At 47.2% G+C, this 15,747-nt stretch carries 14 protein-coding genes; 9 read left to right on the top strand and 5 right to left on the bottom strand.

Features of this window, described 5'->3' with window-relative positions; genetic code table 11:
* The first annotated feature begins 110 nt into the window (after window positions 1-110).
* The 3 genes from LZD49_RS08335 to LZD49_RS08325 all read left to right on the top strand — a co-directional run bounded on the left by LZD49_RS08335 (window position 111) and on the right by LZD49_RS08325 (window position 3,556).
* A complete protein-coding gene (locus LZD49_RS08335; protein WP_234666884.1) occupies window positions 111-1,052 on the top strand; it encodes a M20/M25/M40 family metallo-hydrolase in 942 nt (313 codons plus the stop codon).
* 39 nt (window positions 1,053-1,091) lie between these two features.
* Window positions 1,092-2,642, top strand: a complete 1,551-nt coding sequence (gene treA, locus LZD49_RS08330) for an alpha,alpha-trehalase TreA (RefSeq protein ID WP_234666883.1) — start codon at window positions 1,092-1,094, stop codon at window positions 2,640-2,642.
* Between the two features lie 125 nt (window positions 2,643-2,767).
* On the top strand, window positions 2,768-3,556 hold the full coding sequence (locus LZD49_RS08325; RefSeq protein WP_234666882.1) for a PhzF family phenazine biosynthesis protein: 789 nt from the start codon (window positions 2,768-2,770) through the stop codon (window positions 3,554-3,556).
* Window positions 3,557-3,594: 38 nt separating this feature from the next.
* On the opposite strand, the gene LZD49_RS08320 is transcribed toward LZD49_RS08325, so the two are convergent.
* Complete coding sequence (locus LZD49_RS08320) at window positions 3,595-4,479, bottom strand: DMT family transporter (RefSeq protein WP_234666881.1); 885 nt, start codon at window positions 4,477-4,479, stop codon at window positions 3,595-3,597.
* A gap of 73 nt (window positions 4,480-4,552) precedes the next feature.
* On the opposite strand from LZD49_RS08320, the gene LZD49_RS08315 reads away from it, so the two are divergent.
* Window positions 4,553-5,950, top strand: a complete 1,398-nt coding sequence (locus LZD49_RS08315; protein ID WP_234666880.1) for an OmpA family protein — start codon at window positions 4,553-4,555, stop codon at window positions 5,948-5,950.
* Window positions 5,951-6,539: 589 nt separating this feature from the next.
* Here LZD49_RS08315 and pth read toward each other — a convergent pair.
* On the bottom strand, window positions 6,540-7,100 hold the full coding sequence (gene pth, locus LZD49_RS08310; RefSeq protein WP_234666879.1) for an aminoacyl-tRNA hydrolase: 561 nt from the start codon (window positions 7,098-7,100) through the stop codon (window positions 6,540-6,542).
* A gap of 63 nt (window positions 7,101-7,163) precedes the next feature.
* On the opposite strand from pth, the gene pyrR reads away from it, so the two are divergent.
* Entirely contained in the window at window positions 7,164-7,706 is a 543-nt protein-coding gene (gene pyrR, locus LZD49_RS08305; protein ID WP_234666878.1) for a bifunctional pyr operon transcriptional regulator/uracil phosphoribosyltransferase PyrR, read from the top strand.
* 8 nt (window positions 7,707-7,714) lie between these two features.
* Here pyrR and LZD49_RS08300 read toward each other — a convergent pair whose 3' ends face one another.
* A complete protein-coding gene (locus LZD49_RS08300) occupies window positions 7,715-9,235 on the bottom strand; it encodes a hypothetical protein (protein WP_234666877.1) in 1,521 nt (506 codons plus the stop codon).
* Between the two features lie 202 nt (window positions 9,236-9,437).
* On the opposite strand from LZD49_RS08300, the gene argS reads away from it, so the two are divergent.
* From argS to LZD49_RS08280, 4 genes are all read left to right on the top strand, one after another.
* Window positions 9,438-11,216: an arginine--tRNA ligase gene (gene argS / locus LZD49_RS08295; protein WP_234666876.1), complete on the top strand. Its 1,779-nt coding sequence runs from the start codon at window positions 9,438-9,440 to the stop codon at window positions 11,214-11,216.
* Between the two features lie 137 nt (window positions 11,217-11,353).
* Window positions 11,354-11,911 (top strand): glutathione peroxidase, encoded by a 558-nt coding sequence (locus LZD49_RS08290; RefSeq protein ID WP_234666875.1) that lies wholly within the window; start codon window positions 11,354-11,356, stop codon window positions 11,909-11,911.
* Between the two features lie 118 nt (window positions 11,912-12,029).
* On the top strand, window positions 12,030-12,365 hold the full coding sequence (locus LZD49_RS08285) for a DUF5618 family protein (RefSeq protein WP_310590475.1): 336 nt from the start codon (window positions 12,030-12,032) through the stop codon (window positions 12,363-12,365).
* A gap of 23 nt (window positions 12,366-12,388) precedes the next feature.
* Window positions 12,389-13,282 carry a 1,4-dihydroxy-2-naphthoate polyprenyltransferase gene (locus LZD49_RS08280; RefSeq protein WP_234666874.1) on the top strand — a complete coding sequence of 298 codons (894 nt, stop codon included), beginning with the start codon at window positions 12,389-12,391 and terminating at the stop codon, window positions 13,280-13,282.
* A gap of 3 nt (window positions 13,283-13,285) precedes the next feature.
* Here LZD49_RS08280 and LZD49_RS08275 read toward each other — a convergent pair whose 3' ends face one another.
* Both LZD49_RS08275 and LZD49_RS08270 read right to left on the bottom strand, forming a co-directional pair.
* Window positions 13,286-15,067 carry an SGNH/GDSL hydrolase family protein gene (locus LZD49_RS08275; protein WP_234666873.1) on the bottom strand — a complete coding sequence of 594 codons (1,782 nt, stop codon included), beginning with the start codon at window positions 15,065-15,067 and terminating at the stop codon, window positions 13,286-13,288.
* A gap of 73 nt (window positions 15,068-15,140) precedes the next feature.
* Window positions 15,141-15,581, bottom strand: coding sequence for a DUF4920 domain-containing protein (locus LZD49_RS08270; protein ID WP_234666872.1), 441 nt, complete (start codon window positions 15,579-15,581; stop codon window positions 15,141-15,143).
* Between the last annotated feature and the right edge of the window lie 166 nt (window positions 15,582-15,747).

The raw sequence follows: 15,747 nt of genomic DNA, 5'->3' as shown, positions 1-15,747 counted from the left end.
ATATTACGCCCGGTTGCCTGAAAATACAAACAAATGCAAAAATTCTGTGGCTCGCCCTGCCCTCCCGGAACGCAGCGGTGTATCTTTGCCGGATAACTATTTTTAATCGAATGAGAATCTTTTTTAATAGCCTGCTGCTCGTTTTCGGCGCTATGCAGGCATTTGGACAATCCGCTTCACCCTCCCCGGTAATTATCCGCAAACACATTTCCTATCTAGCATCCGATAACATGAAAGGCCGCGGGACAGGCAGCAAGGAAAATAAAAAGGCCGCGAAGTATGTGGCGAAACAATTCAAAAAGTACCATCTTTTACCCAAAGGTACCGACGGCTTTTACCAGCCTTTCACCGCGAAAATAAGGCGTGTAACCGTGCCCGACAGCATCCGGGATGCCCGAAATGTGATCGGCTTTCTCGACAACGGGGCACCATATACCATCGTCATAGGCGCTCATTTCGACCATCTTGGCCTCGGTCGCCAGGGTAGTTCCAAAGCCGACAAACCGGAGGGCCAGATCCATAACGGCGCCGACGATAATGCTTCGGGTGTGGCTGGTTTGCTTGAACTGGCGCGGTATTTTTCAGAAAATGATAAAAAGGAGCCATACAATTTCCTTTTTATCGCATTCGGCGCGGAAGAACTGGGGCTCATTGGTTCGCGTTATTTTGTCAACAACCCGACATTACCATTGGCGGAAATCAATTTTATGTCGAATATGGACATGATTGGCCGCTATGATCCCAACCGAGGCGTAGGCATCGGTGGGTATGGCACCAGCGCGGAATGGCCACTCGTTTTTAAGGGCGTGAAAAGCGATACGAAGTTTTTTACCGACAATGCGGGAAGCGGTGGTTCGGACCACGGTTCGTTTTATGCCAAACAGATCCCGGTGCTGTTTTTTCATACCGGCGGGCATGACGATTACCACAAGCCAACCGACGACACGGAAAAAATCGATTTGAATGCGGAAGCAGGAATCTTGAATATTCAAATCAGGCTTATCGAGAATGCGATGTCATTACCAAAACTTAAATTTACTGAGGTCAAATAGCTCAGCGTTCATTCGGAAACCCTTTAAAGTCAGTTTGTTTTGTACGGTTTTGTTGCCCCCTCATTTACTTACGGCCAGTCCCACGTCTCTCCCGAAGAGTTGTACGGATCGCTATTCCGCGATGTCCAGAGTAGCCACATTTTTCCCGATTCCAAAACATTCGCCGATGCTATTCCGCTGGAAGATCCTGTTCTGATCATAGAAAAATATCACCAGGAAAAGCATCAGCCGGACTTTGATATGGAAAGCTTTGTGCGCGGCCATTTTCGAATGCCTGCACATATTGCCTCTAAGTTCCAGTCCGACAAAACTGAAACGGTATCTGAGCACGTCCGCAAGCTCTGGTCGGTACTGACACGCCAGCCCGAGAACCAGGAGCGCGGTGGCTCGCTCATTCCACTGCCTTACCCTTATGTGGTTCCGGGCGGGCGCTTCCGTGAAATCTATTACTGGGATAGCTACTTTACTATGCTGGGTCTCAAAGAATCGGGAAGAGTAGAGCTGATTGAAAATATGCTCAATAACTTCGCCTACCTGATCGATACATTGGGTTTTATACCAACCGCCAACCGCACCTATTATTTAAGCCGCTCGCAGCCGCCGTTCTTTTCCTTAATGGTGCGGCTTTACAGCGAAATGGAGGGCAAAAAGGTATTGAAACGATACCTTCCCCAAATGCAGAAAGAATACGACTACTGGATGGACGGTGGCCATGAACCCGCCGAGCCTTTCACTGCGCACCGCCGCCTCGTGCATTTGCCCGACGGAGCCATATTGAACCGATATTGGGACGACAAGGCCACCCCACGCCCCGAATCGCACATTGAGGATACCGAACTCGCACACGAAGCTCAGGAAAAATATGGCATGCCACCCGAAGAACTGTTCCGTCACATTCGCGCGGCCGCCGAATCCGGTTGGGATTTCAGCAGCCGGTGGTTTTCGGATGAAACCGACTTTGCTTCGATCCATACAACGGATATTCTGCCGATCGACCTGAATTGCCTCCTTCACCATCTTGAAAAAACATTGGCGGAAGCCTATCTGCTTTGTGATAACAGGCGTATGCATTTGCTTTATGAAGAGAAAGCGAGGCAAAGGAATATAGCCATTCAGAAGTACTTCTGGGACGAATCGAGGCATTATTATATGGATTTTGATTTCAAGAAGCAGGATTTTACCAATTCCATTACCATTGCAGGAGCATTTCCGTTGTTTTTCAAACTTGCTCCAAAGCCCCATTCGCATTATGTGAGAGCTTACATACGGTTGAACTTCTTAAAATCGGGCGGGTTACTCACGACGATGATACGCACCGGCCAGCAATGGGATGCGCCTAACGGCTGGCCGCCGCTGCAGTGGATCGTTTACAAAGGCTTACGCAACTATAATTTCCACCGAACCGCCAATGAACTAAGCGATGAATGGCTGAACCTCATCGAGAAAGAGTTCAGGCACTCGGGTAGGATGCTCGAAAAATATAATGTGTCGGACACCAACCTGACTGCGGGTGGAGGAGAATATGAAGTGCAGGAGGGATTCGGCTGGACAAACGGTGTCTATCTCCGCATGAAAAACCGGAACCGCTAACCAGATTAGCCAGCTAGCGGTTTGGATTTATCTATTTCCAATAAATTATATTAAAAATTAATAAGAAAATCTTCCCGTAGCAGATATTTTTAATACATTGCCATCACCAAGCCCATTTGACTTCCATGAAACTTCCCATATACCAGATCGACGCTTTTACCGACAAGTTGTTTGGTGGAAACCCTGCCGCGGTAGTCCCATTGGAACAATGGCTACCCGAGGAAACAATGCTCGCCATTGCCGCCGAAAACAACCTGGCCGAAACTGCATTTTACGTCCCGACAGAATCAGGCTTTCATATCCGCTGGTTTACGCCACTCGTAGAAGTCGAGCTTTGCGGGCATGCCACACTTGCCGCAGCATATGTGATATTCAATGTTCAGAACTATGAAGGGCATTCGATTAATTTCGAATCGAGAAGCGGGGTTTTAACCGTCGACTGCAAGGAAGACTGGCTTACGCTAAACTTTCCGGTAGACCAATACCACATCGCCGTTCCACCTCCGGGATTGGTAGAAAGTTTGAAAAGCACCACGCTGGTGGAAGTTTACAAGGGCAAAACCGATTATCTGGTCGTGCTCGAATCCGAGGATGTTGTCAAGAACCTTGATTTGGACATTATCATCCTTTCAACTATTCCCGCACGTGGCGTGATCGTTACTGCGGCGGGCGAAGAGGTGGATTTTGTTTCACGCTTTTTTGCACCGCAATCCGGCATCGATGAAGACCCTGTAACCGGCTCTGCACATACTACATTGATCCCCTACTGGGCCGAAAAACTTTCCAAGACAAAACTGACAGCAAGACAGCTCTCACGCCGCGGCGGATTTCTGAAATGCGAGCTCTCCGGGGAACGCGTTTTTATCGGCGGCCAGGCGCAACTGTACCTTAAAGGCGAAATTCTGGTAGATTAGGCGTCCCCGACTAGGCGTCCCCAACTAGGCGTCCCCGCCTAGGCGGTTTTGCCGGCCGAAAGCTTCGTACGTTGCCCGGCATACAAGCCTGCGATTACGAGCAGCGTTCCAAAAATGGTGTAAACGGTCACCGGCTCATCCATGAGCCACCAGGCGAAAAAGAATCCAAACAGCGGGCAAAGGAAAAGCCAGAGCGATGCTTTGACGGTGTCGATGCGCAAGAGGTAAAACCAGCAGATCAAACCGGCTATTGAAACGGCAAGGCTTAGCCAAAGCACTGAACCCCAAAAAACGGGGTTCCAGCTTGTAGCACCGAAGTCGGCAAGAAGCAATGTCGTCGGCAGCAGGAAAACACCCCCGAGAAAAACCTGCCAGCCGTTGATGAGCAAATTAGGCAACTCCCATTTGATGGTCGCATAATAAACGCTCGCCGCGGACACTGCGATCATGCTGATCAGCAACAATGTTATCCCTTCGACGGTGGTATAACTATCAGCCAGCAAGGGATAAGTTGCTACACATACCCCGCCCATTCCCAGAATGATCCCCGTCCATTCTTCCGCCTTCGGTTTCCGGTTAAGCCACCAGGAAGAAAGCAGGACTATGATCAACGGATTGGTTGAAACAGCCAGACTACCAATTCCGGCGGCGGTATATTTCATCGCGTACACGTACAGGCCCAGGTAAAGCGTTGTATTCAGGAAACCGAATAGCGCCAGTTGCCTCCATTCTTTTTTGGTAGGCAGCCGATACGATTTATTTTTGGCAAACAGGTATGAAAATGATAGCAGCAATATACCGGCTATAAAAAAACGAACGTTTGCCAGGATCAATGGGGACGCATATTGCACCCCGAATTTGGTTGCGACAGATGCCGAAGACCAGAGAATGGAAAAGAGAAGACCGATACCAATGTTTTTCACACGCAAAAAGAATAACCATTCAAAATTACAAGTTGTACCTCGGCTTCCGCGCCCAGTTTTTATATTTTTGGGTATGATTAACAAAAAAAATGCGCTGCGCGCCACGCTTAGCCTTCTGCTTTGCGCCACAACGCTACACATATATGCCCAGAACCAATGGACCTACGATTTTAACAACGGCCTCGTTCCGATCGAAAGTGGAGGACCTTCATTGAAGCCGCTAGGGCAGCCTGGACAGATCATCAAAGAGCAAATTCCCGGCTCCGACTACCTCTCACGCTCAATCTACCTCTTTGAAAAAAACAGCGGATTACAATTCAATAATGCGGAAACCAAAGGATTTCTGAATAAATCTTTCACGGTCGAGATCTATTTCAAAATGACCGAGCTCGACAGCTGGAAGCGTGTGCTCGATTTTAAGAACCGCAAAAGCGATTACGGCACCTATATCTACAATGGCAAGCTCAATTTCTACGATTTTGCCGTAAGCGAAAAAGCGCCTGTACGCGCTAACCAATACGTTCATTACGTGTATTCGCGCGACCACGAGACAAAGACTATTAAAATGTACATTAATGGTCTTTCAAAACTGGAATTCAAAGACCCAGGTACCGAGGGCGTGCTCGACGTGGACCAGGTGCTGAACATGTTCCAGGACGACCTTATCGCCGGCAACGAATCCAGCGCAGGGGCGATCGCGTTGATCCGTCTTTACGATCGCGTCATGACACCGGTTTTTGTGCGCCGGAGTTACCAAACGATCAGTAAGAATTTCAAAGAGCCGGTAGCTAAGTCGGAAGAGCCCAAGGAAGAGCCAAAAGTCGTGGAGGAAAAGCCGGAGCCTGCTCAGAATAGAAATCTTGCCCAGGTTACCGGGCGGGTTTACGATGGCCGCAACCTGAAACCGGTTAACGATGCAGAAGTACACGTACGCAAATCGGCCAATGATTCGCTTGTGGCGCATACCAAAACTGTCGGCGGCATTTACACGGTAGAGCTGCCGCCACACGAAACTTACCGCATTACCGCGCAGGCCGACGGATTTCAGTCCAAAAACGTCATTGTTCGCACTAATAGCCGCTCTGAGGAGATCAAGGCGCTCATGAACATGGCACCCGAAACGCATTCAACGGCACTTTCGACGCTGTATTTCAGCCAGGGAACAGAAGTGTTGGAGGACAGCGCCCTCGCCGACCTTGATTCTATTGTCTCTTATTTTCAGAAGCGGCAGGATTTACGGGTGGTGCTGAAAGGTCATACGGACAATACCGGGGATTTCGAGAAAAACCTTGAACTGTCTAACAGACGGATGGAAACAGTGAAGGAATACCTGATCGGTAAAGGCATTATCGCGGGGCGTATTGAAGGATCGGGCTATGGCTCTGCACAACCAAAGCGCATGAACCAGTCGGAAGCTTTAAAAAGATCGAACAGGAGAGTGGAAGTTTGGGCAGAGCCAGTAAAAAGATAAAGCCACCTCATTGAGATGGCTTTATACTGACTATTCCTAAACCCTTAACCTTTTCTTATCTTATATATCTTGCAGCTTTTCAGCTTTATTTCTCTTTTCCTTGTTAACACATCAGTCGACCCGATCGTTTCATTCATTTGTAAAGTAAGAATACTATCAATAATACTCCAATTTTTCTTCTTTACAAAATTCGAAGAACTTAACCAATATACGCTGTTAATTATTCTCCAGATCTGACGAAATCCTGATCTACTAACCTTCGACACTACTGGGTTAACCTATTTTGCCAACTTTTAAATCAAAATCCTGTTTTATTACAAAGATAACAGCATTTTAATTTAGCGTCATGGATTTATTCTATTTTCCTTTCGCCTGATGACACTACAAATGTCCGAATTAATTTTGAAACTACAAATCTCATTAAAATAGCTTGTCAAAATTTTATTTGGAATTTTATCGCAAAATCAGCACCTCATAACTTATTTTCTACTAATAATCAGCAAAGAACTTTTATTAAATTTTGCTATTTATTCATAAAACCAAATAAATACAATTCTTGAAATATTTATATTTTCTTTAAAAAGTACAATCATTGGTTATAATTGTTCATTGTCGATTGTATTCCCAAAGTGCAAAACGATGTAACCATGTCTCCCGCGTTATCCAAAATGATGGGTAGCTCAGCCATTTCCTCATGGGAAAAAGGTTTCAACACATAATCTACTTGCCTGCCACGTGGAAAATTATTGCCAATCCCAAAACGCAATCTGGGGTATTCTGTGGTGCCCAGTAACTCTTCAATATTCTTGAGTCCATTGTGCCCACCATGGCTTCCCTTCGGCTTAATCCTCAGTGTTCCAAACGGCAATTGTAGCTCGTCTACGATCACAAGCGTGTTTTCGGCGGTCACTTTATACTGGTCCATATAGTACCGGAGCGCCTTCCCGCTGAGGTTCATATAGGTCGTTGGCTTGATAAAATAAATATGCCTGCCCTTATATTTCCACTCGGCTACAAACGCTAATTTTTCGAAAGAGAATTTGAAGTCGTGCTGCGCAGCAAGGCGGTCGAGTACCATAAAGCCTGCGTTATGTCGGGTAAAAGCATACTCCGGACCGATATTCCCTAGTCCGGCAATCAGATATTTCATTGAATAAAAGTTTTAATTTCGTCTAAGAGCACTTTAATTTAGGCTAAAATTCAGGGAAATTTCATGATACCCCAAAAACGATTAGTACTTAGCAGCCCCCTTCTGGAAATAATGATCAGCCGGCTTTGCCAGCAACTGATTGAAAATCACCAGGATTTCTCGAACACGGTTGTCATGGGTTTACAACCCAGGGGAATCCACTTTGCCGAACGTATTGTGCAGGAGCTCCGGGACAGAACCGGACAGAATATGCTGTTAGGGCATTTGGATGCTACGTTCTATCGGGACGATTTCCGCCGCCGCGAATCTCCGCTTGTTCCCAACAAGACAAACGTACCTTTTTTGATCGAAGGTAAAAAGGTGGTTCTGATCGACGACGTACTTGCGAGCGGAAGGATGGTTCGTGCAGCCCTTGATGCCATGACCGCATTTGGACGCCCCAAAGCCGTAGAGTTACTTGTGTTGATCGACCGCCGCTACAACCGCGAACTGCCGATCTATCCCGATTACGTTGGGATGGAGGTAAGTACCGTGGAAACCCAGCGCGTTCTGGTAGAATGGAAAGAACAGGGTTTCGGAGCCGATCATATCTGGTTGGTTGACTAGCGCCCGTTTTATGGCTGGTGCCGCGGTCGCGAGGCTTCCTCTTTGGCTTCCATTTTACCGATATCGTCGGTTTTATAGGTAAGCTTGTTCACATAAAACACTTCACGCCCCTGCCCGATCGACGATGTGCCAAGCCGCTGCATACCGTACGCGACAAAATATTGCCCGTACCAGGGTGAAAGATAGCCATCCTCATTATTCAGCACCTTTTCTTTTTCAGACTTCGGATTGATTTTGAATTTCTCCGTTTCGACCACCACTTTATTACGGCTGATCACCTCGGTATGGATTTCCCCTTCCTGTGGATAAGCCAATACGAAATAATCGTCGACCGGCGTCACCTGCACCATTTCCTGCAAATCGAAACTCGTCAAATCCTTGATGCTGATCGTGTTATCCCACATAAATTTACCACTCCTGTCAAAACCACACACGATCGCGTGCGTGTAGCGGTAACCTTCGAGCGAGCGGGCAACATATGGGCGCGAAATGCCTCCCGAGATAATCGGGCTGGTCGAGCGCTGGTTAGGATAATACACTTCGGCTACGAGCACGATTTCCTTTTCTGTCTGGATCAGCTGGTGCACGAGCAGGCGGTACCGAAAACGGTTTTCCTTGCCGAGACTTTTCCGCTTCCCGATCTTTTCGAGTACCCGCGCCCGCCGCTTGGGTTTCATGTAATTGAAAAAGTTTTGCAGCTCCGAAAACTCAATGAATTGCGGTTCCTCGGGTGTATCATCCGAAATGTGTGTGACGTAAAGGCCTTGCGAATACTGTGTACACCCTACCGAATAATTACCGATCAGGTAGGAGTCGTCCGGATTCAACGGGACTATCTGCCCTGAAATAAAACTGTAACGAGGGTCACTCAGCGTGGTCTTTTTCAACATCTTACCATCATAGTTGTAAGTTTTTATTTCAAAAACGCAGTTTTTTTTACGGTAGGCATAAGTGATCACGTTAATGTACCCATCTATTTCATTGATGTCGACATTGTTCAATTCGGTATTCTTCTCGAACAGGCCCGGCAAAACGCGTGTAGTGTGGTCAAAAAATGAATGCACGATCACAATCGGCCTCGACCGGTAATAGCCCGAAACCAATGCCTTGCTTCCGATTACCTTGAAATGCTGTACATCCACCCCCGAAAGCAGGTTACCTTTGTAAGTATCAATCGAGCCATCCTGAAAATTTAACTGTAAGAACAAAAATTTGTCGGTGTCAGGCTCCGCAAAAAGCCAGTAACCGCTCTCCTCGGCTTTGTAAGCCATTACCGGGATATATCGAAAATCGAGTTTGTAAGAGGTTCGCCAGAGCGCTTTCAACGTAGTGTCGTATTTCACAAACTCCCATTGCTCGTTGCGATTCGAGAATTCGCTGCCTCTTACTACCGACAAAATACCGCGCTCTCCCAGGGTAAAAACCTCAAATTCTTCGGAGGACGAAGAATTAGTTGGGATTTCAAGGCGGTCGGATTGCTGTAATTGAGCCCAAGCGCCCCATAGCGGCACAAAGACCAGTGAAAGCAATAATATTAACCCGGAACAATTTATAGAACGGTTATGCATAACTTCTTCCTTCAGGGGTGTAACTCACATCAATAATTAGCCTAATTTTGCATACTGCTTGGCTCACAATGCTATTAATATTAGAAATAATTTCACTTAAATAAAAACTTGCCGGGATGTATCTTGAAAAGAAAGAAGGCATCACCGGATTACCCGATTTTTCATGACAATTGAAGCAATACTCAGGGAGGATATTCAAAAAGCGGTCCAAAAACACTTCCAACTGGATGACCAGGAAATCTCCTTGCAACCTACCAAGAAAGAATTTGAGGGATTTTACACATTCGTTACTTTCCCATTGACCAAAACGGCACGTAAGGCGCCCGCCGAAATCGGGCAAGTTATTGGCGATGAACTGGTTGCTTCGTCATCGGTCGTTGCGGGTTTCAATGTCGTACAAGGTTTTCTGAACATCAGCCTCAAAGACAGCATCTGGCTGGAACTGTTCGGCGGTATTGCAGGTAATGAAACATTCGGGACATTGCCGTCAAATGGTAAATCGGTGATGGTTGAGTTTTCATCCCCCAACACCAATAAACCGCTGCACCTGGGTCATTTGCGCAACAACTTCCTGGGCGATTCACTTTCCAGAATCCTGAAAGCGAGTGGTTACGACGTGGTCAAAACATGCCTGGTCAACGACCGTGGTATTCATATCTGCAAATCCATGCTGGCCTATCGCGAGCTTGGCAATGGCGAAACGCCGGAGTCCAGCGACATTAAGGGCGATCACCTGGCCGGCAAATATTACGTACTGTTTGATGTTGAGTACAAAAAGCAGATCAGAGCGCTGGTTGAACAGGGACTGAGTGAAGAAGAGGCCGGCAAAAAGGCCCCCTGGATCCTGGAAGCACAAAAATTGCTGCTACTTTGGGAAAACAACGACCCTGAAACGGTCGCGCTCTGGCAGAAAATGAACAATTGGGTGTATGCCGGTTTTGCAGAAACCTACAATAAAATCGGGGTAAATTTTGATAAAACGTATTATGAATCAAATACTTACCTGCTAGGAAAGGACATTATAGAGGATGGTCTCCAAAAAGGGGTGTTTTTTAAGAAACCGGATAACTCCGTATGGATCAACCTTACCGAAGAAGGCCTTGATGAAAAACTCGTGCTGCGCGGCGACGGCACGTCGGTTTACATTACGCAGGATTTAGGCACTACAGAACTTAAAAACAGTGATTTCGGCAATGACCGTTACCTGTGGGTGGTGGGCAATGAGCAGGATTACCATTTCAAAGTCCTTTTCGCCATCCTGAAGCGTTTGGGCAGAACTTATGCCGACGGCTGCTACCACATCAGCTACGGCATGGTTGACTTACCGTCCGGCAAAATGAAGTCCCGTGAAGGCACTGTTGTGGATGCCGACGACCTCGTCGCGCAGATGATCCAAACAGCCTCCGATCGCACGCAAGAACTCGGCAAAATTGACGATTTCAACAGCGAAGAAGCCAAACTACTTTATAGCCAGCTGGCGTTAGGCGCATTGAAATACTTCCTCCTGAAAGTCGACCCAAAGAAACGGATGCTTTTCAATCCGGAAGAATCTATTGATTTTCAGGGACATACAGGGCCTTTTATCCAATATACCTACGCACGTATCCGCTCGATTATGCGTAAGGCTGAGCAAGCAGGCATTTCCGCCGAAATTCCGGGCGACAGCTACGTTATGCACCAGGCGGAACGTGAGCTGGTTTTCACATTGTCACAGTATCCGGTGAAAGTGTTAGCTGCTGCCAATGAATTCGCACCTTCGCTCATTTCACAATACGCATTCGATCTCGCGAAGGTTTATAACCAATTCTACGCCGAAGTTTCGATCTTCTCCGATCCGGATCCCGAAGCGGTGAAATTGCGGGTTGCATTGTCAGGCGCCGTTGCGGAAACGATTCGCAAGGCTTTGGGGTTAATGGGCATAGACGTCCCTGAGCGGATGTAAGCAACTTTTATTAAAATCGGGCCGTATAGTGTTTTGATGATGGTGATACCCGATCCGTGAATGCGATTTCACTTTCTAACTATATGTACTAACCGTAACCAAAACCGATTATGAGCCTCGTTAAAACACTTTTTATTATGATTACTTCTTTGATTACCGGGCTTTTTGCCGATAAATCAGAAATCGCAAGCCGCCCGGAAAATGCGCCTGTTGCCAAGCAAACGCTTTACGATTTCAAAGTAAAACAGCTGGTAGGTGGTAAAACCGTTGATTTGAGCAAATACAAGGGCAAAAAGGTTGTGATCCTGAATGTTGCGTCAAAATGCGGTTACACAAAGCAATACGCCGATTGGGAGAAGTTTTACAAAGATCACGGCGACAAAGTTGTGGTACTGGGCTTTCCAGCCAACAACTTCGGCGGCCAGGAACCAGGTACCAGCGAAGAAATCGCCACTTTCTGCTCTGCAACCTACGGCGTAACTTTCCCGATGTTCGAGAAAGTATCCGTGTTAGGCGATGACCAGGCACCTATTTACAAATGGCTGAGTAACAAAGACCTGAACGGCTGGAACGACAAAGTTCCTACCTGGAATTTTTGCAAATATGTAATCAATGAAAAAGGTGAATTGACCAACTTCTTTGCCTCGAAAGTACTACCTACCGACGCGGAGTTTACGCAGGCCGTAGGAATTTAAGTATATTCACTGTCGGAGGTGATCCCTAAATTCCTCCGACAGATTTCTTTCCAAAGTCAACTATACGCAACTATGAAAAACACTAACTCCGTTGACGAAGCCCGCCGCTATCTTACTAATGCCAAAGAAATCCGGCGAAAAGGCTATAAAGGAAGATGGATTTTATAAGGATCGAAAGTATGTTAAAATGGCGGGCCATACCGCCTATTCCGGCGTATTGGTTGCATTGGACGCGGTTTTTGGTGATAAGAAAAAAGGAAGGAAAAGTATTGACTGGTACAAGGAAGAGTTGTCCCAAGTAGACAAAAAGATTCTTTCAGCATTCGTCGGGGCTTACGATACGCTCCATCTCGCTATGAGCTATGATGGAAACCTTGTTGCCGGCATTTCGCGGGAAGGCCTTGACCTCGCAGAAATAATAATCAATTGGGCCGAGCAGAAAACAGCGGCCTGATATTACCTGATTAATCATAAAAAATGAATCCCTGGATTGAAGCCGCACGGCCCCGAACACTTCCTCTCGCACTTTCCTGTATTTTAATGGGCTGCTTCCTGGCCGCCGCCTCTGGGCACTTTAGCTGGCCTGTGGCTGCATTGAGCGTCCTTACCACTATTATCCTGCAAGTCCTTTCCAACTTCGCCAACGATTACGGCGATGCAGTCAATGGCAAGGATACCGAGTTGCGCGAAGGGCCACGTCGGGCTGTGCATTCTGGACATATCACGGCTGAGAAAATGCTGCGTGCCATTATCATTTTTTCTGTCCTGGCATTGATTTCGGGCATCAGCTTGCTGACGATCGCATTGAAAAGCGCCCCCGCTGATACATTCTGGGTGTTTCTCGGGATTGGCATTGCCTGCATTATTGCCGCGATCACTTATACAGCGGGCAAGCGGCCTTACGGTTATGTGGGCCTTGGCGACCTCTCCGTACTGATCTTTTTCGGTTGGGTGGGCGTGCTTGGCAGTAATTTCCTGCACACGCACGTTTGGGACTGGGGCCTGTTACTACCTGCTTCAAGCTGCGGACTTTTTGCCGTAGGTGTTTTGAATATCAATAATATCCGTGACATCGAGTCGGATCGCGCTACCGGTAAGAATTCCATTCCCGTCCGCGTTGGCCGCGAAATGGCGATCGTGTATCACTGGTGCATTTTGTTGGTTGGAATGCTTTGCGTGACGATTTACACCGCCGAGCACTTTTCAAGCTATACCAGCCTTATTTTCTTCCTAAGTTTCCCGTTATTCGTCAAAAACGGCCTGGCCATTTCCCGTCTTACCAAAGCCAGCGAACTTGATCCCTATTTGAAACAGATGGCGCTTTCGACGCTGCTGTTTGTGATATTGTTCGGAATAGGGATTGTACTTTGATCCCTATTTGACATACGGCTTGATCGCATTACCAAGCAGACTATAACCTTTATCGTTCGGATGCAAACCATCCGAGAACAGCGCTTCATCTATTTTGCCATCGGGTTTCAAAAACACCTTTCCCGGATTCAGGAATGTCACATCGGCTTCGCTGGTGATTTGTAGTAGCTTATCATTCAATGCCGCTACGCGATGCTCCTGTTGGCGGCGGGGGTAAATGCCCATCATGACGATCTGCGCTTTCGGCTGTCGTGATTTCATCGCTTCGATAAGCAATTTCCAGCCGGCCACTATTTCTTCGTCACTGTTGAAACCCAGGTTATTAGTCCCAATATTCACAAAAATCTGTTTCGGAGCGAAGCCATCCAGTTCGCCGTGGTAAATGCGCCAGAGTACATTCTCAATCCGGTCCCAACCATAACCCATATTCACGGCATTTTTGCCGAAAGTACTGGTCCATGACGATTCGCCGGTTGCTCTCGGGCCTTTGGGCAATCCTCCCCAGAAGTGCGTGATGGAATTACCTATTACGACGGTTGCCGGTGATGTTTTACGGTTTAATTCCAGTACTTCCGAGTGCCGTTTTTCCCAATCATAGTTGTGCAACTCGCGCATCTGGCTTACCGGGCGTGTCGTTGAAACCTCGCCGACCGGTTCATACTGGATTTTTCTCAAATGCTTTTCGTAGCCGTCAGCAACTTGCAGCATCCCCAGATCCGTAGGATGGGTGCCATCGACTGTCGATTCATAAGTTTGGCCGAAATCCTCTTTGGGTATCAAGTAGATGTTTGAAATACCCTGCGATTTCAAGGCGGCAAAAGCATCTTTTAAAACCTCATTTACTTCCACATAGAAATGCTTGCTTTGCGGGTTGATGGCCTCATCCGTGTACCCTGCGTGCTCCGCCAGTACAATCGGTATCTCAGGCCGCTTCTGACGCAATGCCGTGACTGTACTAACAACCCGTTTTTTGATTTCGTCGGTGGTGAGAGCCAGCTTTGAATCGGGCCGGATGGTCAGGTTAGGAAGGCAATCCAGCACATAAATTTTCGCATCGATCTCCCCTAACAGATCGACCACTTCCTTCTCCAATCGCCCATTTCCGGAAAAGCCAAGATTGATCAGCGGCCTATCCATTTTCCTGCTTAGTATGGATGTCCAGGCCATTCCCGGTCTCGAAGCGCAAGCGCCCTGGGCGATGGACGTGCCATAAATGACAATTGGCTTATCCGGCCTTACAGCCAGCGGAGCGAATTCAGTTCCAGCGGGCGTCCCGATTTCCAGCCATTTTACATTATTATAAAGTGGCAGAAACAGGCGGTATTCTCTTCCGTGTTTATGATAATCGTCATTGGGGGAGAGGTTTTTGAAATCATAAGTAATCGTATCCCCAAATGCATACTTACCGGCACACCAGCGCCATTCACCGTCGTTGCTTACCGCATACAAGTCCACGCCGCTCACTCCAGTTGCGGGCATATGCGGAAGCGCATGCTTTCCCCCCACCGCATACCGGATTTTGATTTCGGAAGAATTAGCCCGAAACCGGATCATTAGTCCGGCCGATTGAGTGGACAAATTCCAAACCACATCCCGCACCTGCTTTTCGGCCCGGGCAGGAAGGCGATCATAAGGGTTTTTCAGCTCTTTGGGCCAGCCTTGTCCTTCAACAACAGGAAATGTGGCCGACTGAGGGTTCCACCAAACGTAATCGTTGTTTTGGGCAAATACCTGAATGTTCAGCAACAGGCATAGCCACACACTTGAAATGGATCTGGAAAGCATAGAAATGAAAACGGACACCGATGTATCGCTACAAAAGTGTCCGCAGAGCCGTTTCTCCCGTTTCGGGAAAATATTATTTCACAATTACGCCATCGGCAATAAATGTCAATTCCTCCTTCGGTTCGGTGATTTTTGCTATTTCTTCCTTGCTCTCACCGGCATCCTGCGCATAGTGCTTCAAATGCTCGACGGGCACCGTCGTTTTCTTCGCTTCTCCCTCGAAAACTACCGTTTTTCCGGTAATGTCTTTTGGTACAAAAAATCCGTAATCCTTAAACATCACCCGCATGGTTTCGCCATTATCGAGGTTTACCTTCATCCAGCAACCTTTGACTTGACAAACAGACTCCACTGTGCCTATCACTTTAGCCTGTAATTCGCTTTTATCCGCCATTTTAGCCGGAAGTGCCGTCGCAGCAAGCGCTTTTTTATCATCGATCTGCTTGCCAAAATTACTTTGCGCTTTCGCGAATGAAATGGTCAGGACGAACAGAAGTATTGAAAAGGTTTTCATGTTTGCCTATTTAAAAGTGTGCTAAAAAGCTGTTGAATTTAAAATTGCTCATCTACAAATTCCAATACCTGGATACGCTTTTCAAAGGACACGTATCTATCGAATTTGCTTGTGAGAAAATAAGTGAAAGATCAACTTAAAGTTAACATCTCTTCCCATTTAATCA

Source organism: Dyadobacter sp. CY261 (assembly GCF_021440085.1).
In the GTDB taxonomy this organism is placed as follows: Bacteria; Bacteroidota; Bacteroidia; order Cytophagales; family Spirosomataceae; genus Dyadobacter.
The sequence above is the reverse complement of the archived record's forward strand: the minus strand, read 5'-3'. Positions and strand labels throughout refer to the sequence as shown.